We start from the raw sequence: 20,647 nt of genomic DNA, 5'->3' as shown, positions 1-20,647 counted from the left end.
CGCTTTAACAGATAACTTTCTTAACAAACCGTATTGAGAGTTACTCAGATTGTTAGGTAGCTATCAGCTTCACTAGTAAAGCTATCCGCTTACTAGGTTTTTTGCAGAGGCTGTTTCTGTAATTAAAATCCTAAATCTACGGCAATGCGGTGGGCGCAAGCAAACCCAGAAAAAGCGACTGCATTCAACCCTTGACCTGGAAAGGTACTATCCCCTACACAATAAAGTCCTGGAATGGCTGTGCGATTAAAGGGCATATTCAATAACCCCCACAACTTACGCCGGGGAATTGGCCCATAAGTGCCATCCTCACGACCCAAAAAGCGGCGATGGGTGCGCGGTGTTCCGACTTCTAAATAATCCAATCCGGCATCTAAACCCGGAAAAAGCTTCTCTAAACGGTCAATAATTCGCCAAGCTGCCTTTTCTTTTTTTGCTTCGTACTCACTTGGAGAAAGTTCTTGCCAATCATCAATCCAGTGAGGCGTAAAGGCATGAATGATGTGATATCCATTTGGTGCTAAATCTGGGTCAAGCAGTGTGGGAATCGAAACAAACACTGTGCCTTCTGCTGCTGTCATCTTTTCCCAGTCTTCCAGCAAAATATGGTGACACTCTGTCCCTACAGGTAAAACTGACTCCTTCACCCCAATGTGTAAACTCAAAAAGCTTGGAGATTTTTGGTAGTTTTGTTGCCATTTTTTCTCATTATCTTGCATTGCTTCTACTGGTAATAATTGTGTAAATGTATCCCAGCGTGTAGCATTAGAAACTATGCGTTTACCCCGATATATTTTACCATTAGCCAGTTGCACACCTACCGCTTTTCCTTGTTCTGTAAGAATTTTGGTGACTCTAGCTTGGTACTGAATCTGACCTCCAGCCTTTTCTAGACCTTCGACTAGTTTTTGGGCAATTTGCCCGACTCCGCCTTTGGGATAGTTAACTCCGCCATAATGCCTGTCAGAAAAGACCATTCCAGCATTAATCATAGGAGTCATATCTGATGGAACCACCGACCAGCAATAACATTCCATATCAATAAATTTCAATAATTGCGGGTCTTTGATGTAGCGCCGCGCCACATCTCCAGCATTTTGCGGCAGATACTTAGCTAAACCGAGACACGCCAAAGGATGCTGGAAAAATACGCGCAGTAAATACCGAGGTTCTTCCAGCGACAGCAAATCCATGCTGTTGAGACACTTGAATACTTTTTGGCATTCGTCATAAAAGCGACGAATCCCTTGTTCTTCATGACGAAAATGAGCAGTAAGATTTTGTAAAAATTTTTCATAAACCCGGTCAACCTTCAAGTCTAAACCTTGGGGTAAATGATAGTGAATCTGTACCGGATCTGCGATCGCTTCTTGACTGACATTTACAGCTGATAATGCACGGGTGAGTAAGTTGGTAGTACCGTTGTGTCCCAGTCCAAAAATCATTGATGCGCCAACATCGAATCGATAGCCTTGGCGTTCAAAATAACCAGCGCTACCACCTGGAATCAAATAACGTTCCAGTACCAGCACTTTAGCTCCCTTCGCCGCCAACTGGGTCGCTGTTACTAATCCGCCAATCCCAGACCCCAATTACGATCGCGTCATTTGTCATTTGTCATTTGTCCTTTGTCATTTGTACTGAGCGTATCGCTAAAGCGAAAGCTCCGCTAACGCGTAACGTTTCGTAGAGAAGTATTTGTCCTTTGTCTAGAGTCAAATCAATATTTAATTTAACTAATGACAAATGACCAATGACCAACGACTAATCAAAAAAAAGAGGGACGAGCCTGCTACTGCTGGCTAATCCCGTCTGCCGATCCTTAAAAGAGAGGAGAACACTTTATAAAAATATAGCCTTGATTGAGAATTAATGTCAACTATTAATGAAAAAGTTTATCAATAAACTTGAGATTGTCAATTTTAAGCTGTCAGCCGGATGCAGGAAAGAGTATTATGGTGTTTCAGTTCTTATACAATCAAAAGGCGCCTATTTCTGGCTATGACGCTACAATTGCGCGTTTATGTTCCACCCCATCCCCTGATCAAGCACTGGCTAGCAGTTGCCCGTGATGCAGGCACGCCTTCAGTATTGTTCCGCAGTGCCATGACTGAGTTGGGAAGATGGCTGACTTATGAAGCTGCACGAGACTGGTTGCCGACTCAAGAAACAGCAGTACAGAGTCCCTTAGATACCTGTGCAGCAACGGTAATCGATCCGCAAGTGCCTATGGCAGTAGTGCCGATTCTGCGGGCTGGGCTAGGATTACTAGAGGGAGCGCAGACTTTACTGCCTTTAGCATCGATTTACCACCTTGGTTTGGCACGAGATGAAGAGACACTACAACCTCATTGTTATCTGAACAAGTTACCAGAAAAATTTGACCCCCAAACACGAGTGTTAGTTACCGATCCAATGTTGGCAACCGGAGGATCGATCATGACAGCAATGGCAGAATTGACACAACGGGGTGCTGACCCAGCCCTGACGCGGATTGTTTGTGTAGTAGCAGCTCCACCAGCTTTACAAAAATTAAGTGAAGCTTATCCAGGTTTAATAATTTATACCGCTACTATTGACGAAAAACTCGACAGTAGGGGATATATTGTACCGGGATTAGGAGATGCAGGCGATCGCATCTTTGGGACTTAAGCTAGTATGCAGCTAGGGCAGGAAATAGCATAACTACTGTAAAAGTTGCAAGGTTTGTTGAAGGCGGTAAAGATATGAGTCAGCGAGATGGTTTTGGCAGTGGTTTTGTAGCAGGGGCGTTTGTTGGTGGCGTATTTGGCGGTGTTATCGGGGCACTGATTGCTTCTCGACGCGAGCCAGAATTGCTAATAGAAGAGGAGACAGAACTGACAGATAGTCAAGCCGAAGCGAAAAAAATAGCAGCAAAGCGGCGTCAGATGAAAGCCTCAGAAAGCGAAAGCATCGGCATAGAAACGGCCAGGCGATCGCTAGAAGATAAAATTGCCCAGCTAAATGCCACAATTGATGAAGTGCGAAAGCAACTGGGAAATGTTAATGGCGGTTCACCCCAACCAATCAATGACCGCTCCCTCACTAAAGACTCCTGAAGTTTGTTTAGGCGTGGTGAAAGTGTCAAGTGTGGTAAAGGTGAAATCCGCAAACACTTTTGACTTTGGACTAAATTAAAATTAAAACATAAGACCGCGTTTGACACCTAGTAGGAAACAAAGCTATCCATGAGTTTACTGATTACAACACTAATTACCTTTGTCACCTTTTATAGCTATTTGCTAATTATCCGGGTTTTGCTAACCTGGTTCCCGACAATCAACTGGTATAACCAACCATTTGCCGCTTTAGCCCAGATAACCGATCCTTATCTAAATCTATTCCGCTCAATTATTCCCCCATTGGGCGGTATGGATTTTTCGCCGATCTTAGCTTTCTTAGCACTCAATCTAGTTAGTAGCCTTCTGAGTGCCATTCCAGCTAGCCTGCCCTTATAGAACGATTTTGATTACTACCTTGGTAAAGAATTGTGTAGAGACGTTAAGTATACAAGCGTCTCTACGATTTTTTACAGGGTTTCTAATTAGCTAGCCGTACTACGAATTACGTAGCTTGCTTCTCGCCTTTGGCGAGTATTAAGAATTACTTACGCACTTGACCGCTAAACCCCGCAGCCTTGAACTGTTTTAGCTTCAACGGAGTAGGCTGATTCGCAGGTACAGAAATTCTCAATTCAAAATCGCTAATACCTGGTGGTACCTCAGTAATGGAGCCTAAGCGAGTGCGGTTTTGCATCACCGAGTCATTATTAGCATCATAGATACGTCCAAAAATATCTGCGTCGTAGACTGTTTTGTTAGTGCCATTTTCTGCTTTGCCAACGACAAGAAAACAATTGGCAGCAGCGCTACCACTACTGATAACAGCCCCTTGTGCTAGTTCTGGTGGACAATCTTTATATGAGACATCAAATAGTTTAATCTGTGTCAGGGCTACAGCTGGGGGAATAATCACCCACGATAGAAAAGTAATGAGACATGAAATAAAAACGACCGTGAGTGAACGCAACCGCATAAAAGACCCCGTGAGTTAATTTAGCAAACAATATTTAACTTACAACCTCAGCTTACCTGAATTTAACTACAGGGTGATTGGAGACTTGAATTTAACATTTGTAATAATTAGGGGAATAACCCCTCAATTGCTATGAACTTATGACTCCAGATGAGATTGAAGTAGCTATGTTCGCAGCCTTTAATGATTGTGATGCAGCAAGCTGTCCTCTCACTGACACGCAAAAACAGATATTACTGCAAGTGGTTGAGCAAATTCAGGGAAATTCTACCTCTGCGATGTCAAATATTGCTAATCCTTTAGACGAACTTACCCCAGAGGAGTTAGAAGCATTTTTACAATTTGTTAAGGATGAAGAACAACGCAACCGCACTTGGAAAGTGCAATTACTAAACGACTGGTTGCTGGGCAATGACTCTGGAACGGTACAATTTATTCGCCAACGCTATGGTTTACAGTGGTTGAATCGGGTTGAGTCATATCATTTTGACAAGTATTCTTATTTTGAGGATGCACTGAAATTAAGAGTAGGCGATCGCATTGAAGTTTCCAATGCACTATGGGAATGGGTACAGGAGGATGGGCCTTGTAAGCGGGAATGGTTTCCCTGTATGGTGATTAAGGTTAAGGAAATTAGCGATAGCAATGATTCTTCTACTAATTGCGTTGTCCGCTTCTTCAATGGCGCTGAGTATGAAATTCAAGGCATATATGAATGGAATCGCTACAATTGGCGTTGGCCTCAAAAGGAGTAAGGAGGGCTGAGTTTTTAATACTTGTAAGTGATATCAAGTCCGGCTAATTAGTTATGATTCCCGAATCTATGCAAAAACCCAAAAACCCTTCCCCTCTGCCCCTCTGCCCCCTGCCCCTCTGCTGCCTTAATGATAAGTCTTTAACCGGACATGATATGAGTCTGCGAATCAAATCATTGCCTGAACAACGCCCAAGCCAAAAACCTCTCAGTATAATACAACGCTAATTGATTGCTCACACCGTTGAAAACAGCATCAAAAGCGTGTTCTGCCCAAGGAATTTCTAGAAAAACCGCAGTGTTGCCATCATGTAAACGTTCGTACATCTGTCTGCCAAATCGCGCTTGCACCAAATGGTCACGGCTACCGTAAATTAATAAAGTTGGGGGTAAAGGGTGCGTTAGGTAATTTATCGGTGAAGCAATTTGATACCGATTAGGCAATTCTTCTAAAGAACCACCAAGAAATGCTTTTAAAACAGCGCGGCTATTTATAGGATCGGGATTTGGCGGCGTTTTGTATCCTTCGGTTAAATCAACAGGCCCGTAATAGTTCACTACAGCACGAATGGGTGGTGCATCGGGTTGATAAGCTGCTAGCATTGCTAGGTGCGCTCCCGCAGAACGTCCTAAAAGTATCATACGTTCTGAATCGGCTTCATATTCAGTTGCATGTTTGCGAATAAAGTTTAGGGCTGTACGCACATCATCTAACTGAGAGGGAAACTGATATTTAGGTGCGTGTCGATAGTCGATCGCAAATACCGTATATCCATGATTTGCAATATATTGATTAAACTCGGTATTGGCATGAGTATTGCCATATTGCCAAGCTCCACCATAAATTACTACCACTGCTGGATATTTCCCTACCTCTGGGGGTTGGTAAACTTCCATTTTTAAAGGCATTCCCCCAGGAGAAGCAAAGAGAATATCTTTTTGATGACGCGTTTTACCTAATGGAATACCCCAGAAAAAATTAACTAAGTTAAAGGGATAGATTTGCATCTTAGCCCTTACTTGAGGTGGAATTTGCTCTAGATAATTTGCTCCCAACCCTTGTTTCATCGCTTTAGCCATCTGCATTTGAGTTGGTGGAATATTTACTAGCACCCATCCACAAATTAGCAATCCAATGAAACTGAAAATGCAAACTAAACGCTGTAATTTACGGCGACGGATATAGAATAAAGACAGCAATAAAAAGAGCAAGTTTAATAAAAATAACCAAGGACTGACTTCTGGCGCTCCCACTGCAAGGGTGAGGAAAAACATATTTGGAGCCGGAAGAATAATCCAAGAACTAAGAAATAGAGTTGCCAAACTGAGTAACAATGCAACCGATGATAAAAATGTTTTGGGTTTAAAAAACATAGATTAAAATGCGGTAGTAATGACTTCAAAGAAGTACAATTTATCCGCTAATGCTAGGGCGTGTCATCAATTGAGCCAGATGATAGAAGCAGCCAGATAAATATAAATAGCACCTAGAAACTTGGTTGCCCGTTTATCATAGCGAGTTGCGTAGGCATCGCCCGGTACTGTTTGAGTTTAGCAAAGAAGTTTTCAATTAAATAACGAGCTTTGTACAAGTCCAAGTCGTAATCACGAGGATTCCTGCGGTTGCGCTTGAGCGGAATCACGACAGTTTTGCCTTGGGCTTGCAGGGGTTCAATTACGCGCTTATCAGCATCGTATCCTTTGTCTGCCAGCACCAAACAATATCTTGTTGGCATGAATTCATTAACAGAATTTAACCTACCTGTGGATAGATAGTAATAGTTTGAATAAAAGTATATTTTCAGTAACGAAAGATACAGAAATTTATAAAACATATGGCTGACATTGTTGATACTGCTGTGAATGCTGGTTCCTTTAACACCTTAGTAGCAGCAGTACAAGCTGCTGGTTTAGTGGATACCCTCAAGGGCCCTGGTCCATTTACGGTCTTTGCACCAACTGACGAAGCATTTTCTAAGCTACATGAAGGGACAGTAGACTCACTGCTTGCTGACGTTCCACTACTGACAAGAATCTTAACTTATCATGTTGTTTCAGGGAAAGTGTTGTCAACAGATGTGGTCAATTTAGACTCTGCTCCAACCGTTGAAGGAAGCAGCATCAAAATTGATGCATCTAATGGTGCTGTGAAAATCAATGATGCGACAGTTATTACACCAGATGTGGAAGCTGATAACGGTGTGATTCATGTGATTGACACAGTATTAATTCCTGAATCTGCATAGGCACTTGTTTCAATAGCTAATTTGTATTTCGATTTTGTAGGGACAGCGATTATATTTAATTGCTGTCCTACAAATTTTTAGATGCAGTGTAGAGCCTGACTTTTCACGGGAAGTCCTCAAACCTCAAAACAACGTGGCTTTTTCCACTGGTTAATTCTCAATAGCTTTAAATTAATGAAAATGGCTAACGTAAAAATCAGGGTTTGGAAAAGCTAAAAATGGCGTTTTCCAGATGCCGTGAAAAGTCAGGTGCAGATCAGGGGTGAGTGTTGGGTTTCGTTAACTTGAAACCCGGTATATGTTGTGAATTCTGGTGACAGCATAAGTTATTGCTGTTGTATCTGTTTTTGTACCCAAAGACGAAAAGCTTTGAGCGTTGCATTTCTGCCTGCTGTTGTACTTTGCTCCAAATATTGGGGAATGATTTCAATTAGTGAGAATAAAGGAAAATTTAGGCTTTGCTGAGATTCTACATAATGTCCGTCTTGCAAAACGTTAATTTGGAGCTTTCCTCGATCAAAACGCCAAAGTTCCGGCACTTTTAAGGCTTCATAAATATTAGGATGAGTGCGAGAAGTAATATCAATTTCTAGAGCTAAATCTGGAGGAGGATCTACTGCTAAATCTAGCCGCTTCTTGCCGCGAATCTTAGATTCATTTTTTATATAGAAACACCGATCGGGTTCTATACCTTGAGCCATTGCTTGGTTTTTGAAAGTAGTAGAACCAAGGCTGATGAATTCAGTACTCAACTCTTCTAGAAGCGCTTTGACTAAATCACCAATAATTTCTTTGTCATATTCATGTTCTGGCAGTGGTGCCATAATCTCCAGTATTCCTCTGTCATAAGCAATTCGTGCAGCACGATGTTCCCCTAAATCTTCTAGAATTGTTTCCAATTCCTGCCAGGTTACATCTCGCAGTAGCACTCTTTGTCCTGGTGGAACATGGATGCGCTTTAATTCCAACAACATCATCTCCACTCCCGATAGTTAAAACCTAAATTTAGCTTACTCTAGTTGACCCGATCGGGGCGACAACTTTTGCTGCTTTATAGAAGTGTATGCTGGAGCGATCGCTTCTATAAAGATGAATAGAGTAGAGAAAAACCTCTGGAGTTTCCAGAGGTTTTGGTTCCTGATTTAGTTTCTACTTGTTACTCCAATTTGTCCTTAGTCATTTCCTGATAATGGAGAAAATTATTTTAAAAACAAGATCCCCAATTTCTTAAACAGTTGGGGATCTGAGCCTTGCGATTTTATTTGGATATTGAATGTCTACCCATCTACGCTATTAATTCTTTGCCTGTGGCTGCGAACCAGGAATCGTTACATCTATTGGTGTCACCTGTTTAGCTAACTCTGTCAATGGCGGTTGAATAGCGGTTTGATTCCCCACTACTAGAGTCACAATCTTTTCTGGTTTGAGATATTCTCGCGCTACCCGTTGGACATCGGCTGCTGTGGTGGCGACGACGGCTTTTTGATAGCGAAAGAGAAAATCAGCAGGATAGCCGTAATATTCGTATCGCATCAAGCGTGATAAGGTTTGGCTGGGGTCTTGAAAGTTGAATACAAAGGAGTTGAGTGTAGACTCTTTGGCATAAGCCAGTTCTTTTGCTGTCACTCTTTGGGTTTGGGTGCGCTTGATTTGGGCTTGTAAGGCTTTGACAAACTGGACGGTAGCATCCGATCGCGTTTCTCCACCAGCGATAAATATGCCAGGATAATCGTAGCGGGGACTCCACTGCCCGTAGACAGAGTAAGCTAAACCTTGACGCGATCGCAATTCATTAAACAAGCGTCCACCAAATCCATTTAACACTCCATTCAATACATCCAGCGCGGCATAATCGGGACTATCGAAACGTCCGCCCAAATGCCCGATAAGCACACTACTTTGCGTCAGTTGGGGCTGATTGACAAAAAAGACTCCACCTGTATTAGCTGGTGAAACCTTTGGTAATGTGGGTTTAGCAATACCTGGGTTACGCTGCCAATCGCCAAACTTATCTTGAATGAGCGATCGCATTTTCTTACTCTCAAAATCGCCCACAATCCCTAAAATCATATTATTGGGGTGGAAATATTGCTGATAAAACTTGAGCAAATCTTCACGCTCAACTTTATCCACCGTCGCATACTCTATGGTGCGAGCATAAGGGCTATCTTTGCCATAGATTAATTTCTTAAATTCCCGATTTGCAATCCCATCTGGATTGTCATTACGACGGGCAATGCCACCTTTGGCTTGAGTTTTCGCCAAGTCTAGCTTTTCTTGAGCAAATACAGGCGATCGCAACACCTCAGCAAACAGCCCAAACACTGTTTCTAAATCTTCACTGAGGGCGTCAAAGCTAGCACTACCAGAAGTTTCACCAATACCAACTTCTACAGATGCTGCCCGTTGTTCTAATATCTCGTTGAGTTCATCTGCTGAATGGTTCTTAGTTCCTCCAGTTCGCATTACTGCGCCTGTAAAACCAGCCAACCCAACTTTTTCCATTGGTTCCAAGCGATTCCCTGTCCGCACAAACGCCGTACCATTCACCAACGGTAATTCACGATCCTCCATTAAATAGACAACCAAGCCATTTTGCAGCACAAACCGCTCATACTTGGGTAACTTAATCTCAGGTAGCGGTGGTAGCTGCAACTCTGTGTAATGTTTCGCCTCAGCCGTCGCCGCCAGAGAGAAATTACAAGTTAAAAGTAAGCACGCAAAAACAGCAACCAAAGCATAAATCAACCCTTTCCTATTTTGAATTTTCAACGCTATTTGCCTTTTAGCTTTCACCTTGTACTTGTGCATATCTATTTTCCTGTGCGCCCTTTGCGATTTGTTGTTCATGCTGCTTTCGACAACAACTTGCCAATCGTGCGATTTTTCGGCGTAAAAGTTTCCTTTGCCACCCGTTGAATATCAGCCGTTGTCACTGCTGAAATGTCATCCAACTGCTTAAACAAATTCCGCCAAGAGCCAGTTTTCACTTCATATTCCAACAATTGTTGAGCCATGCCCATATTGGAATCGAGAGTACGTAACAAACTCGCCCGTGCTTGGGTTTTCACTCGTTGTAAATCAGCCGCCGCCACAGGCTCAGTTTTTAATTTGTCAATTTCTTGACGTAAAGCCACCGCCAACTCATCAACTGTATGACCAGGAGCTGTGAGAGCATAGAAAAATATCAAGTTTGGGTATTTATCTCCAGGAAATCCACTGTAACCTTGGGCATTTAACGCCAAACGCTGCTTTTCTACCAAAGACTTATATAGCCGCGACGTGCGCCCATCACTTAATAAACTGCCAATGATTTCATAGACGGCATTATCTGGATGAGTAATCGCCGGACGATGATAACCTTCTAAATACCAAGGTTGAGAAGGTAGCTGTAAAGTAACTTCCCGTGTTTGTTGTTGTGGCGGTTCCACCGGAATTTGTTCAACAGCTTTGGTTTTGGCTTGAAAGCGACCAAAATAAGTTTGCGCCAGTTTTTTCACCTGAGTGGGATTGACATCTCCGACAATAGCGATCGCTAAATTACTTGGTACGTAGTGAGTATCAAAAAACTTTTGGACATCTTCTGGTGTCAGATTGCGGATATCTTCGTCATAACCAATCACCGGACGCCTGTAGGGATGGGCTTTATAAGCAGTATCGATAAACTTTTCCACCATCAATCCAATAGGTGAATTCTCTATCCGCATCCGTCGTTCTTCTAAAATTACATCTTTTTCTTTATAAAACTCACGACGAATTACCGGATCGAGAAATCGTTCTGACTCCAACGACATCCAAAGTTCTAGCTTATTGGCAGGAAAGCTGTAAAAATAACGAGTCGCTTCGGTTGAAGTATTGGCATTTAAACCCACGCCTCCCGCTTGTTCGACAATTTGCCCTAATTCATTTTGCTTGACGAGCTTATCTGCTTGCGATTCCACTTGCTCAAACTCAGTTTGTAAGCGGATAACCTCAGCTTTTCTGCCAGCGGCTTTCGCTGTTTTAATTTGAGCATTCAACTGCTCTAAGGTATCTAGTAGCGGTTTTTCTTTTTTGTAGTCTTGTGTACCAATGCGCGTTGTGCCTTTAAACGCCAAATGTTCCAAAAAGTGAGCTACACCAGTTTTACCATCTGGCTCATCCACACCACCCACATTCGCATAAGTGAGAAAAGAAACCACGGGCGCTTGATGTCGTTCCAAGACAATGAATTTTAAACCATTGTCGAGGCGAAACTCCGTTAATTGCTTAATAACTCGATCTAAATAAGGTTGAATTGAACTTTCAACTGGTGGGGTTGGAGTTTTAGTTTCTTGAGGAGGTGCTGTCTGAGTTTGAGCTAGAGCAACTTCTGGCAGCAATCCCCATGAGAGAACGATCGAAGCTAACAAAGCGATCGACAACCGCCGCAATATCACAGATACTCGATCTGACCAATCCAAAATCGTTCGACTGAGCGTACCCCTGCGGGGAAGCAAGCTACGCGTAGCGTCTCGTAGAGAAGTCGAAGTCCCCAATCGTTCGACTGAGCGACTTGCCTTGAGCGTTCGCGTAGCGTCTCGTAGAGAAGTCGAAAGGAGCCGAAGTCTAAAATCTAAAATTGACCGACTGCTCTGGTTCATAAGCGAGAAGTAAGATAAAGTTACATTACCTAAATAACAGGATACTTAGCAAAAGAGCCTTAATCTTGTATTAAGCTTTCAGTGGCTCTTTAACTTGATGTTAGACAATAATGCTACAAGTCTTGTTACGGATATCTAACCATAACTGTTATGCGAGTTTTTAATTCTTCCCCGCCCTCAGAGGCTCAGACGCGCACCCGGATTTTACACGCAGCGCAAAGGTTGTTTGCCTCTCAGGGATTTGACGGCACTACCACCCGCGACTTAGCACAAGCGGCAGGTATAGCTGAAGGTACTTTATTTCGTCATTTTCCAAATAAAAAAGCAATTTTAGTGGAAGTAGCCACGAATGGCTGGGTAGAAATTCTGACAGATTTGCTCACAGAATTAAGTGAAATGGGCAGTTATAAAGCCGTTGCTCAGGTGATGCGCCGTCGGATGTGGAATTTCCAAAAAAATGCCGATTTGATGCGCGTCTGTTTTATGGAGGTGCAATTTCACCCCGATTTGCGCGATCGCATTCAATTAGAAGTCATTACCAAAATGACTGATGTCGGCGAAGCATTCTTTCAAACAGCGATGGATAAAGGTATTTATCGTCAAGGCGACGCGAAGCTAGTTGCGAAAGTTTTCTTAGGAATGTTTGCGATCGCAGGTTTTTCTAACAACACCCTCATGGAACCTGATGCCTCTCCCCAACAAATGCAGGAAATGGCCGAAGGACTCGCTGATATTTTTCTTAATGGTGTTTTAGCTAAAGAGTGAAGAGTTATGAGTTATGAGTTATGAGTTATGAGTTATGAGTTATGAGTTTTAACTCCTCACTCCTAACTCCTAACTAAATGATTGTTTTCGCTTGCTGACTCCACTGTTGTACTAGCTCAAGTGCTGGACACAAATCTCGGCGCTGCATTGTTGCTACTTGCAAGCGCATGATTTGTTGGTGCAATCTGTGAGTGGGAGTTTGAGCTAACTGCACTACAGAACCAATACCCGCATGAAGCAATAAACCACAATATTGTGTCCCGACACTGGGAATACGTGCCAAGTCAGCTAAAGCCATCCATTTATTTACATACTGAAGATGAATCTGTAATTTATTTGCTAACGCTAGTCTTGACTCTAGAGTTTTCCCTTGTTTGACTAAAGCTACTGTGCTAGTTATCCCACAATTTTGGAGTTGAGATTGTTCCTCATGGCTCAGTCCCAGGTAATTGCTCAATTGGCCAATCACGAGATTGGATACTAGTTCTACTATCTTTGTGTTTAGCAGACATTTTTGAAATTAAAATATAGGCTTGTTTAAATATTGTGACAGTTGCTTCTTCGCAAGAGAACGCTCTTGCGGTTTAGTGTTTGTATTGATGTGCAATTTTAAGCCAACCTTCTGCAATGCGATTGCATCGACTGACAATGCGATTGTATCGACTGACAATGCGATTGCATCGCTTGACAATGCGATTGCATCGCTTGACAATGCCATTGCATCGCCTGACAATGCCATTGCATCGCTTGACAATGCCATTGCATCGCCTGACAATTAGATATCTTGCAAAAGTCTCTAACACTTCACAGGCTACAAGCAGACACAGCTTGGTACATAAACCTCATCTATGTTGAAACCTAGAGTTTTTTAAAAAATATATTTTTGTAGGTTGGGTGGAGTGAAACGCAACCCAACATTACCACCAAATTTTATGTTGGGTTACGCTATCGCTGCACCCAACCTACAAAACTTGTGTATACACCGTAGCCTAAAAGGTGAGGGGAGGAGTAACGAGAAAACAAAAGTTTTTGCTCCCCTCTCCTGGTAGGAGAGGGGCTGGGGGAGAGGTCAAAATAGCACTCGTCGAACTCACGTTATTTTAGGCAGGTAATGCCGATCGTATCGGGATAGTCAATGTAATCCTGCCAGAACTCAAAGCCAAATTTATGTATGCCTTTGGGAGAGACTTTTGGATGGTGCCAGCGGATATCTTTAAAACCAGCATTCATCAAGGCCCATTCATAAGTCGCTTGGCTAAGGTAGTAGTTGTCAATACTGATAGACTCACCGTCATCAGGAATACTCAATGTTAAGGTTATGGGAGTACCTTCTTGGAGCGACTGGGCACATCTCCTAGCAATGCCATATTTCTGATGTTTATCATAAAACTCTGGAAGCAGTTCTAAATTATTGTTCAAACTGACGAATCGACCACCAGGTTTCAGATGAATTGCTATGGCCTGACACATTTTGAGTAGTTGCTCTTTAGTTGAAGCGCAATTGAGCAAGTAGGAGACTACCACAAGATCGAAGCTGCCAATAGAACCAATTTCCATGACATCACCGATGATATATTCAATTCCAAGTGGCACAGAGGCTTCTTCAAGTCTTGCCAACTCGATCATTTCTGAGGAAATATCTACACCAACCAAACGTGCAGCGCCATTCTGTTTGAGCAATCGTGTGAAAAATCCTTCTCCACAAGCTAGATCGAGGATTGATTTCCCGGCAACATCTCCGATTAAATTTAAGTATGTATATGCCTCACCATACAAGCGATAAGGCATTTTGTTAAGTTTTTGAAATTGGAGAGCTATGTTATCAAACACGGTTGCCATTTTTTCATCTCACTTGCAAGTTTTTTATTAAAGGATATCTCAAAAGTTAAATTCTACGCTTGTCATCTCAGCATCAACAGTTCAAGATAAGCGCGTTACGGCTCGTATGGCTAAAAAGATGCGATCGTTTTCTTGAAGTTAAAATGGGCGTACAGTATCTCAGTTTAGCTAGTATACGGTAAATTGCAGAAAGATCATGACCCAGATTCCAAAAAGCGCAGCCCAGTTGTATGAAACAGACTTTGCAGCATGGACAGAAAAAACTGTACAACTCATTCGGGCTGGACAATTTGGACAAGTAGACTGGGATGCTGTGATTGAGGAGATTGAAAGCTTGGGACGGTCAGAACGACGAGAGTTGAAAAGCCGCTTGGAAGTATTATTACAGCATTTGCTCAAGTGGCAATATCAATCTAGTTTACGGAGTGGCTCTTGGCGGAATACTATTGATGAGCAGCGCCACAAAATTGCAGATTTACTGCAAGAGAGTCCCAGCCTCAAGTCTTATCCAGAAGAAGTTTTAGCCCAGTCTTATCATCGGGGATTGAAAGCTGCTAGTAATGAAACTGAACTACCAATCAATACGTTTCCAGTGGAATGTCCTTATTCCATTGCCCAAGTTCTTGACGGTGAATTTTTGCCAGATATTATTGATTTGTAATATGAGGTTTATGCGGTAATTAACTCGCCTCGCAACACAGTTACCGCTTGTCCGGCGAGAAAGACGCGATCGCTCCCGTCATAAGACACCTTCACCACACCGCCGCGACTGGATGCTTGATAAGCCAAAAACTCATTTTTGTGCAAGCGATCGCGCCAGAACCAAGCAAGACAGCAATGAGCCGCTCCTGTCACTGGGTCTTCATTAATACCTAATCCCGGTGCAAAAAAGCGAGAGACGAAATCATATTCAGAATCAGAGTCAGTGAGGCTGGTGACAATGACATTAGGAATCGGCAACGTTTTGAGTAGTTGAAAATTAGGCTGTATTTGCCGCACCAATTCTTCAGATTCAAATTCCACAAGATAACCCAGTGAATTCTGCAAAACAGATTTGTAGGGTACACCCAAAGCTTGCTTGAGTTCTGGAGGAGCGATTGTTACTTGTGAGTGATTTACTGGAAAATCTAACTCAATCCAATCATTTTGTAACTTCGCAAACAGCACTCCACTTTTGGTATAAAAACGTGCAACTTCATCAGGTAATAAATGTCCCTCTGACCAAAGTACATGGGCACTAGCTAAAGTTGCGTGACCACAAAGCGGCACTTCTACTGTAGGCGTAAACCAACGCAGATTAAAGCCATCATCCTGTCTGACTAGAAAAGCTGTTTCAGATAAATTCATCTCCTGCGCCACCTTTTGCATCCAGCGCTCATCTTGGGGAGTAGGCAAAACACAGACAGCAGCCGGATTACCTGCAAAAGGTGTATTGGTAAAAGCATCAACTTGAGTAATAATTTGTCCCATTATAGTCACGTCACCTCGCTCCAAATTCAAAATTCAAAACTTGTACTGAGCTTGTAGAAGTATTCACGCATTCAAAATTTAAAATTAATGATCCCCATAAATAAATTTTCTTGTGGGGCGGGCATCTTGCCCGCCAGGACGGGCTAGAGAGCTTATCCCACAAGAGTTTGCTAATGCACTATTTTAGTCCTACGTTGTGTTAATCCAAATGAGAACCACTATATACAGTACCTTAGAAATTAGAAATACAATCTCCAAAAACTAGGGTCAATGTTAAAGCAAACCGAAAACGTGAGGATAAAAATCTTCAGAAGCATCTTTGCTGCTGTCAACTTAGCGCTAATTTCTGGAGGATTAGTTAGTTGTGTTGTTGAAGTCCCGCAGCCACCTGCACCAACTGAGCAACAAAAACCAGTGTTACAACCTAATCAAGAACCTAAGCAGATAAAGCAGAACGACCAAGATGATGATGACAAACATCGCGATCGCAAAAACGATCGAAAAGATGGCGATAAGGATGATAAAGACGATAACGACTAAATAAAGGCAAAACCATCACTTTTATCTTTTTTTGAGTTTACATTTATGCTTATCCCACAAACTTCTACTTCCCTGGGCGAAACTTTACGCCACCGACGGCAACAATTAGCCAAACTGATTGATTTTCCCGCAATTTTGTGGTCAGGTAGCAATAATCCGCGCAATTTTCCGGCAAATTCCTTTCCATTTCGTGCTAACAGTCATTTCCTCTATTTCGCCGGACTGCCATTACCAAAGGCGGCAATTCGTCTAGAAGCAGGCAAACTAGAATTATTCATCGACGATCCGTCACCCAGCAGCGCCCTTTGGCATGGTGAAATGCCAACGCGCGAGGAAATAGCCGAGAAGATTGGGGCGGATGTGGCAGGGCCAATGGCAGAATTAGAGTCTCGGCTAGAAGATGCCGCTACACTTGCCGTCCAAGATGCGGCTACTTGGACGCAGCAATCGCAGCTATTAAATAGATGGGTTTTACCACAAAGTCCTCCTCAAGGAATTGACTTGGAGTTAGCGAAGGCGATCGTTTCTCTCCGCCTCACCCACGATGATGGTGCATTAACCGAGTTGCGAAAAGCTGCGGCTGTCACTGTCAAAGCTCACAAAGCCGGGATGGCAGCAACACCCCAAGCCAAACTAGAAGCAGAAGTTCGGGCAGCGATGGAAGGGGTGATTATTGCCCACAATATGACCACCTCTTACAACAGTATTGTCACTGTTCGCGGTGAAGTTTTGCATAACGAGCAGTATCACAATAGTTTGCAGCCAGGTGATTTACTCCTTGCCGATGTTGGCGCTGAGACTGAAACTGGTTGGGCAGGTGATGTGACTCGTACATGGCCAGTTTCGGGTAAGTTTTCATCTACCCAAAGAGATATTTATAATGTGGTGTTGGCAGCCCATGATGCTTGTATTGCCAAAATCCAGCCTGGTGTAGAGTATGGAGATATTCATTTGCTAGCAGCTACAGCGATCGCTGAAGGTTTAGTAAATTTAGGTATTTTACAAGGAAATCCCCAAGATTTAGTAGAAATGGATGCCCACGCGCTGTTTTTTCCTCATGGGATCGGCCATCTACTGGGTTTAGATGTGCATGATATGGAAGATTTGGGCGATTTAGCTGGGTATGAAGAAGGACGCCAAAGGAGCGATCGCTTTGGCTTAAGCTATCTTCGTTTAAATCGTCCCCTGCGTCCAGGAATGTTAGTCACAATTGAGCCTGGTTTTTATCAAGTACCAGCAATTTTAAACGATCCTAATGTCCGTTCAAAATATCAAAATGTGGTGAATTGGCAGCGTTTATCTGAATTCGCCGATGTGCGAGGAATTCGGATTGAAGATGATGTTTTAGTTACTACAGAAGGCAGCGAAGTTTTAACAGCTGCATTACCAAACGATGCCGATACTGTAGAAAATCTAGTTAATGGCTAAGTTCATATCTCACAGGCATCCTTTGTAAATACTTGCAGTGTGATGCTGCGTACTACTACGGTTTTTCTAAATTACTGGATTGACGTTTAATCCAGTTAAGCATTTGACTTCGCACATCACCTTCAGATCGGGAATCCAGCAAGATCGCTAACATAGAGGCATCGCGCTCATCATCAGTGTTAGAGTACTGCGCTGGCTCTCGATTTACTTGCACTTTTGCAATCTTTACGCTTTCTGCAATCACCTCAAAACGCACTTTGAAAATACAAAAACCAGTCCAACTACGATGCAAGTATAGCCAAGGAGCCTCATAGAAAATGAACCACTTATCTTCCATCTGCTCTGGAATGACTCCAGCAGCAATTCGGTCAAATTCTTCCTGTGAGAAAACTTTTTCTAGTGTTATATTTTTGCATACAGAAGGCATAGGTTCTGTTTTCCAATCATTGCATTTGGCTATTCGCATAGTTTTGATTTCATTCTATTACCATTGTGAAAAAGGGTATTTTACTAAATTGCTGTTGAAATATCTAGAGTCATCAGAAACTTCTTGTCCAATCCAGTTTGGTAATTCAATTTGCTGATTTTCATCAGTGAGTTCAACTTCTGCTAATATGAGTCCTTTATTAACACCATCAAACTCATCTATTTCCCAAATCAAACCACCCGACTCTATTTTATATCTGGTTTTTTCTATAAAGGGACGTTGACATAATGTCTCAAGTATTTCTTGAGCATCTTGAACAGGAATAGGATACTCAAACTCTAATCTCGAATATTTAAGATTGGGGCCTTTAATGGTCAAATAACTTTTTTCCCCTACTATACGTATGCGTACAGTTGCTTTATCTTGTGTAGCAATATATCCTTGACGATATACACTACCTTCAGCTAATCCTCTCCAGCTATCTCCTCTTACTAAATATTTCCGCTCTATTTCTTTTGCCATTTTATTTACCAAATTATTTGCTTTTTTATATCACAAATAATAGATTAATTCTAAATATATTCACAAAAATGTGTGTGCAATTATTACAAATCAAAGTAACTTTCTTGAAGGATTGATATTGACTAATTGATAATTAGCGATCGCTTTTACTGTCGTCCGATAATTTACCTCCTGATGACGATTTAATGCTATCTGCACTAAGCAATTGCAAGTAGCAGTAAATTCGTAATTTTTATCCCACTTATTTCCAGGTACAGTGAATTTAAAAGACTTTTAATCCTCCATACCTATGCTCGATCGCTAACCTGGAATTCAAACATTTGTTATATGTAAGAACTCACCAAATTTTCTTGTTTAATTTGTTCTTTTGCTAAAGCCAATGATTGACGAGCATTTTTAAACTTTATTTCATCTGTAAATTTATGCTCAAAATTCTTTAAATAAGCTTCCAAATATCGAATACGTAAGTGTGGATCGGCAGGATTCTGAAGAAAAGGGAGGTCAGCTTCAACCATAAACCGAATAGCCAACAAGGGGATAGGGCTACGAAGGGGACGAAAGTTTGGGTTGTGTAGACCAGGACTTTCATTACGTTTATGAAATTCTCCGATCATCAGTCCTGACTCAACAAACAAAGGTTTAAGTTTTTGTTGGACACTATCTATTACTTTAGAAGCGTCTTCTATATGAATGTCAGGAAAAATAAGTAAAAAAGCTCTATTAATTGCTAATTCCTGCTCTTTAACATCTATTTGCAGAAATATATCTCGATAGCGTCCAACAATCTCTTCTAATTCTCCTGGATACAAATCTTTTGTGTGAATAACTGCTAGACGAATACTATTTGATTTGAGAGAGTAAGGTACAAAGGGGCAAACTGCGCCAGGTCTACCTAAGTCAGGATGAGGCCTTCCTAAAAAGGTTTTCACCCACTTCATAATTTCATTTAAGGCAGAAAGGTCTTCATGTTGCTGGAGTTGTTCAATTTCACGAGTTGTATAGAGTTGCATAAGCTTGAATGAAATGGAATAATTGTTTAATTCTGAATCCCAAATTAGTTTACCTACATGTGTATTGTAAAACTAATTATTTAAGTAAATAAAACAAGCCCTTTGTTGTTGATTTTTGGTTACTCTTTAACTGGCAGAAGATAACAACTATCTCTCATTTAGTTCTGTGAACTTAAAGTAAGTTACCTCAATACATACACAAACATATTTCACATCAAATAACTTGTTTTCATTTGTTTTGAAATTAGTTTGTAATATGTTAGCTTCAGAACTAATATTTGAATCTTGAACCACTTGTAAGGTGTGCTACAGTTTGCTAATACACCCTACAAGTAATTGAGAATCTTTTTCAAAAATAATTTACGATTTCTATAGGATACGTATGTACCATCATTCGGCATCTACTCCTAGTTTTTTTTCACTCTTAAGCTTCTGTTATTTTTACGAATACATTATAAATTTTATGTGTAAATAGTTATTTTTACTGTAAAAATTTGGTGTAGATTTAACAGCAACTTTAGTGCTACTATCAAGGTAGTATACTTGTAGCAAGTAAAAAGTTTACATAGAATTGGTATAAGTCAATTTTATAAGTTTTATATTACTTACAGCGGATTATAAATTAATAAAGTACACTCTCCCAAATAGATTGGGGAGGATGCTTGATAGGGTGGTAGGGTAGTTAATCTGCTTAGATAAAAAGTACTATATTCTCGATTGGTCGATCTCAACGTCAGGTATTTGTAGCGAATATCAGTATTTTAGGCTTTGTTTGGTCTCAAAATAAAAATAGTAGGGATAGTTAGAATAAGCGGGGGCTTCTACCGTTCCCTATACCCCTATTCTTAAGTAAGCTACTCACAAAATTAAATATTTTAGGACTTACGGTACTATACTAATCAACCATAATATGCATCAAGTCAAATTTATATTTTAGGTGCTGATTGCAACCCCGATTTTGTTGCATA

The 20,647-nt window shown here is 41.6% G+C and carries 22 protein-coding genes and 1 pseudogene; 9 read left to right on the top strand and 14 right to left on the bottom strand.

Features of this window, described 5'->3' with window-relative positions; genetic code table 11:
• Window positions 1–122: 122 nt before the first annotated feature.
• Window positions 123–1,592 (bottom strand): carotenoid isomerase, encoded by a 1,470-nt coding sequence (gene crtH, locus NSTCB13_RS06110; protein ID WP_448271707.1) that lies wholly within the window; start codon window positions 1,590–1,592, stop codon window positions 123–125.
• 409 nt (window positions 1,593–2,001) lie between these two features.
• Here crtH and upp point away from each other — a divergent pair, with 409 nt between their 5' ends.
• From upp to NSTCB13_RS06095, 3 genes are all read left to right on the top strand, one after another.
• A complete protein-coding gene (gene upp, locus NSTCB13_RS06105; protein ID WP_445628777.1) occupies window positions 2,002–2,652 on the top strand; it encodes a uracil phosphoribosyltransferase in 651 nt (216 codons plus the stop codon).
• Between the two features lie 74 nt (window positions 2,653–2,726).
• Window positions 2,727–3,080: a hypothetical protein gene (locus NSTCB13_RS06100; protein ID WP_448271706.1), complete on the top strand. Its 354-nt coding sequence runs from the start codon at window positions 2,727–2,729 to the stop codon at window positions 3,078–3,080.
• A 129-nt stretch (window positions 3,081–3,209) separates the two neighbouring features.
• Entirely contained in the window at window positions 3,210–3,479 is a 270-nt protein-coding gene (locus NSTCB13_RS06095) for a YggT family protein (RefSeq protein WP_322671822.1), read from the top strand.
• A gap of 145 nt (window positions 3,480–3,624) precedes the next feature.
• Here NSTCB13_RS06095 and NSTCB13_RS06090 read toward each other — a convergent pair whose 3' ends face one another.
• Complete coding sequence (locus NSTCB13_RS06090; protein WP_322702877.1) at window positions 3,625–4,056, bottom strand: biotin carboxylase; 432 nt, start codon at window positions 4,054–4,056, stop codon at window positions 3,625–3,627.
• Window positions 4,057–4,196: 140 nt separating this feature from the next.
• On the opposite strand from NSTCB13_RS06090, the gene NSTCB13_RS06085 reads away from it, so the two are divergent.
• Window positions 4,197–4,811: a hypothetical protein gene (locus tag NSTCB13_RS06085; protein WP_448269019.1), complete on the top strand. Its 615-nt coding sequence runs from the start codon at window positions 4,197–4,199 to the stop codon at window positions 4,809–4,811.
• A gap of 173 nt (window positions 4,812–4,984) precedes the next feature.
• On the opposite strand, the gene NSTCB13_RS06080 is transcribed toward NSTCB13_RS06085, so the two are convergent.
• Together NSTCB13_RS06080 and NSTCB13_RS06075 are read right to left on the bottom strand one after the other, a co-directional pair.
• A complete protein-coding gene (locus NSTCB13_RS06080) occupies window positions 4,985–6,184 on the bottom strand; it encodes an alpha/beta hydrolase (RefSeq protein ID WP_448271705.1) in 1,200 nt (399 codons plus the stop codon).
• A 113-nt stretch (window positions 6,185–6,297) separates the two neighbouring features.
• Entirely contained in the window at window positions 6,298–6,546 is a 249-nt protein-coding gene (locus NSTCB13_RS06075; RefSeq protein ID WP_448269016.1) for a transposase, read from the bottom strand.
• A 99-nt stretch (window positions 6,547–6,645) separates the two neighbouring features.
• Between NSTCB13_RS06075 and NSTCB13_RS06070 the strand changes: the two genes are divergently transcribed.
• Window positions 6,646–7,056 (top strand): fasciclin domain-containing protein, encoded by a 411-nt coding sequence (locus NSTCB13_RS06070; RefSeq protein WP_448269014.1) that lies wholly within the window; start codon window positions 6,646–6,648, stop codon window positions 7,054–7,056.
• Between the two features lie 326 nt (window positions 7,057–7,382).
• Here the strand turns inward: NSTCB13_RS06070 and NSTCB13_RS06065 are convergent, their stop codons facing one another.
• The 3 genes from NSTCB13_RS06065 to NSTCB13_RS06055 all read right to left on the bottom strand — a co-directional run bounded on the left by NSTCB13_RS06065 (window position 7,383) and on the right by NSTCB13_RS06055 (window position 11,678).
• Window positions 7,383–8,030, bottom strand: coding sequence for a Uma2 family endonuclease (locus tag NSTCB13_RS06065; protein ID WP_448273135.1), 648 nt, complete (start codon window positions 8,028–8,030; stop codon window positions 7,383–7,385).
• Window positions 8,031–8,349: 319 nt separating this feature from the next.
• Window positions 8,350–9,867 (bottom strand): M16 family metallopeptidase, encoded by a 1,518-nt coding sequence (locus NSTCB13_RS06060; RefSeq protein WP_448271704.1) that lies wholly within the window; start codon window positions 9,865–9,867, stop codon window positions 8,350–8,352.
• Window positions 9,868–9,902: 35 nt separating this feature from the next.
• Entirely contained in the window at window positions 9,903–11,678 is a 1,776-nt protein-coding gene (locus NSTCB13_RS06055; RefSeq protein ID WP_448271703.1) for a M16 family metallopeptidase, read from the bottom strand.
• Between the two features lie 150 nt (window positions 11,679–11,828).
• Between NSTCB13_RS06055 and NSTCB13_RS06050 the strand changes: the two genes are divergently transcribed.
• Complete coding sequence (locus NSTCB13_RS06050) at window positions 11,829–12,443, top strand: TetR/AcrR family transcriptional regulator (RefSeq protein ID WP_322681570.1); 615 nt, start codon at window positions 11,829–11,831, stop codon at window positions 12,441–12,443.
• A gap of 73 nt (window positions 12,444–12,516) precedes the next feature.
• On the opposite strand, the pseudogene NSTCB13_RS06045 reads toward NSTCB13_RS06050, so the two are convergent.
• From NSTCB13_RS06045 to NSTCB13_RS06035, 3 genes and pseudogenes are all read right to left on the bottom strand, one after another.
• A pseudogene (locus tag NSTCB13_RS06045) lies at window positions 12,517–12,955 on the bottom strand (DUF4332 domain-containing protein).
• A gap of 8 nt (window positions 12,956–12,963) precedes the next feature.
• The gene (locus tag NSTCB13_RS06040) at window positions 12,964–13,218 is read right to left on the bottom strand and encodes a hypothetical protein (RefSeq protein WP_448271702.1); all 255 of its coding nucleotides are present in this window, start codon (window positions 13,216–13,218) and stop codon (window positions 12,964–12,966) included.
• Between the two features lie 320 nt (window positions 13,219–13,538).
• Window positions 13,539–14,282, bottom strand: coding sequence for a class I SAM-dependent methyltransferase (locus tag NSTCB13_RS06035; RefSeq protein WP_448269008.1), 744 nt, complete (start codon window positions 14,280–14,282; stop codon window positions 13,539–13,541).
• A gap of 196 nt (window positions 14,283–14,478) precedes the next feature.
• On the opposite strand from NSTCB13_RS06035, the gene NSTCB13_RS06030 reads away from it, so the two are divergent.
• Entirely contained in the window at window positions 14,479–14,943 is a 465-nt protein-coding gene (locus tag NSTCB13_RS06030; RefSeq protein ID WP_448271700.1) for a DUF29 domain-containing protein, read from the top strand.
• 8 nt (window positions 14,944–14,951) lie between these two features.
• Here NSTCB13_RS06030 and NSTCB13_RS06025 read toward each other — a convergent pair whose 3' ends face one another.
• On the bottom strand, window positions 14,952–15,752 hold the full coding sequence (locus tag NSTCB13_RS06025) for a PhzF family phenazine biosynthesis protein (protein ID WP_448273133.1): 801 nt from the start codon (window positions 15,750–15,752) through the stop codon (window positions 14,952–14,954).
• 270 nt (window positions 15,753–16,022) lie between these two features.
• Here NSTCB13_RS06025 and NSTCB13_RS06020 point away from each other — a divergent pair, with 270 nt between their 5' ends.
• Both NSTCB13_RS06020 and NSTCB13_RS06015 read left to right on the top strand, forming a co-directional pair.
• A complete protein-coding gene (locus NSTCB13_RS06020) occupies window positions 16,023–16,292 on the top strand; it encodes a hypothetical protein (RefSeq protein WP_445628764.1) in 270 nt (89 codons plus the stop codon).
• Between the two features lie 45 nt (window positions 16,293–16,337).
• Window positions 16,338–17,720 carry an aminopeptidase P family protein gene (locus tag NSTCB13_RS06015; protein ID WP_448271699.1) on the top strand — a complete coding sequence of 461 codons (1,383 nt, stop codon included), beginning with the start codon at window positions 16,338–16,340 and terminating at the stop codon, window positions 17,718–17,720.
• A 55-nt stretch (window positions 17,721–17,775) separates the two neighbouring features.
• Here NSTCB13_RS06015 and NSTCB13_RS06010 read toward each other — a convergent pair whose 3' ends face one another.
• From NSTCB13_RS06010 to NSTCB13_RS06000, 3 genes are all read right to left on the bottom strand, one after another.
• Window positions 17,776–18,186 carry a hypothetical protein gene (locus NSTCB13_RS06010; protein WP_448271698.1) on the bottom strand — a complete coding sequence of 137 codons (411 nt, stop codon included), beginning with the start codon at window positions 18,184–18,186 and terminating at the stop codon, window positions 17,776–17,778.
• A gap of 18 nt (window positions 18,187–18,204) precedes the next feature.
• Window positions 18,205–18,669 (bottom strand): CYTH domain-containing protein, encoded by a 465-nt coding sequence (locus NSTCB13_RS06005; RefSeq protein WP_448271697.1) that lies wholly within the window; start codon window positions 18,667–18,669, stop codon window positions 18,205–18,207.
• Between the two features lie 323 nt (window positions 18,670–18,992).
• Window positions 18,993–19,679 carry a DUF6875 domain-containing protein gene (locus NSTCB13_RS06000; RefSeq protein ID WP_448271696.1) on the bottom strand — a complete coding sequence of 229 codons (687 nt, stop codon included), beginning with the start codon at window positions 19,677–19,679 and terminating at the stop codon, window positions 18,993–18,995.
• Window positions 19,680–20,647: the final 968 nt, after the last annotated feature.

This window comes from Nostoc sp. DSM 114160 (assembly GCF_053470305.1).
This window is presented reverse-complemented; position numbering and strand designations above follow the sequence as displayed.

What these genes read in the sequence shown, in the direction of transcription:
- NSTCB13_RS06000 (WP_448271696.1), bottom strand. Translation starts at nt 19,679, where the DNA reads ATGCAACTCTATACAACTCGTGAAATTGAACAACTCCAGCAACATGAA.
- NSTCB13_RS06090 (WP_322702877.1), bottom strand. Translation starts at nt 4,056, where the DNA reads ATGCGGTTGCGTTCACTCACGGTCGTTTTTATTTCATGTCTCATTACT.
- NSTCB13_RS06035 (WP_448269008.1), bottom strand. Translation starts at nt 14,282, where the DNA reads ATGGCAACCGTGTTTGATAACATAGCTCTCCAATTTCAAAAACTTAAC.
- NSTCB13_RS06005 (WP_448271697.1), bottom strand. Translation starts at nt 18,669, where the DNA reads ATGGCAAAAGAAATAGAGCGGAAATATTTAGTAAGAGGAGATAGCTGG.
- NSTCB13_RS06015 (WP_448271699.1), top strand. Translation starts at nt 16,338, where the DNA reads ATGCTTATCCCACAAACTTCTACTTCCCTGGGCGAAACTTTACGCCAC.
- NSTCB13_RS06070 (WP_448269014.1), top strand. Translation starts at nt 6,646, where the DNA reads ATGGCTGACATTGTTGATACTGCTGTGAATGCTGGTTCCTTTAACACC.
- NSTCB13_RS06100 (WP_448271706.1), top strand. Translation starts at nt 2,727, where the DNA reads ATGAGTCAGCGAGATGGTTTTGGCAGTGGTTTTGTAGCAGGGGCGTTT.
- NSTCB13_RS06055 (WP_448271703.1), bottom strand. Translation starts at nt 11,678, where the DNA reads ATGAACCAGAGCAGTCGGTCAATTTTAGATTTTAGACTTCGGCTCCTT.
- upp (WP_445628777.1), top strand. Translation starts at nt 2,002, where the DNA reads ATGACGCTACAATTGCGCGTTTATGTTCCACCCCATCCCCTGATCAAG.
- NSTCB13_RS06080 (WP_448271705.1), bottom strand. Translation starts at nt 6,184, where the DNA reads ATGTTTTTTAAACCCAAAACATTTTTATCATCGGTTGCATTGTTACTC.
- NSTCB13_RS06025 (WP_448273133.1), bottom strand. Translation starts at nt 15,752, where the DNA reads ATGGGACAAATTATTACTCAAGTTGATGCTTTTACCAATACACCTTTT.
- NSTCB13_RS06010 (WP_448271698.1), bottom strand. Translation starts at nt 18,186, where the DNA reads ATGCGAATAGCCAAATGCAATGATTGGAAAACAGAACCTATGCCTTCT.
- NSTCB13_RS06050 (WP_322681570.1), top strand. Translation starts at nt 11,829, where the DNA reads ATGCGAGTTTTTAATTCTTCCCCGCCCTCAGAGGCTCAGACGCGCACC.
- NSTCB13_RS06075 (WP_448269016.1), bottom strand. Translation starts at nt 6,546, where the DNA reads ATGCCAACAAGATATTGTTTGGTGCTGGCAGACAAAGGATACGATGCT.
- NSTCB13_RS06095 (WP_322671822.1), top strand. Translation starts at nt 3,210, where the DNA reads ATGAGTTTACTGATTACAACACTAATTACCTTTGTCACCTTTTATAGC.
- NSTCB13_RS06085 (WP_448269019.1), top strand. Translation starts at nt 4,197, where the DNA reads ATGACTCCAGATGAGATTGAAGTAGCTATGTTCGCAGCCTTTAATGAT.
- NSTCB13_RS06060 (WP_448271704.1), bottom strand. Translation starts at nt 9,867, where the DNA reads ATGCACAAGTACAAGGTGAAAGCTAAAAGGCAAATAGCGTTGAAAATT.
- NSTCB13_RS06020 (WP_445628764.1), top strand. Translation starts at nt 16,023, where the DNA reads ATGTTAAAGCAAACCGAAAACGTGAGGATAAAAATCTTCAGAAGCATC.
- NSTCB13_RS06065 (WP_448273135.1), bottom strand. Translation starts at nt 8,030, where the DNA reads ATGTTGTTGGAATTAAAGCGCATCCATGTTCCACCAGGACAAAGAGTG.
- NSTCB13_RS06030 (WP_448271700.1), top strand. Translation starts at nt 14,479, where the DNA reads ATGACCCAGATTCCAAAAAGCGCAGCCCAGTTGTATGAAACAGACTTT.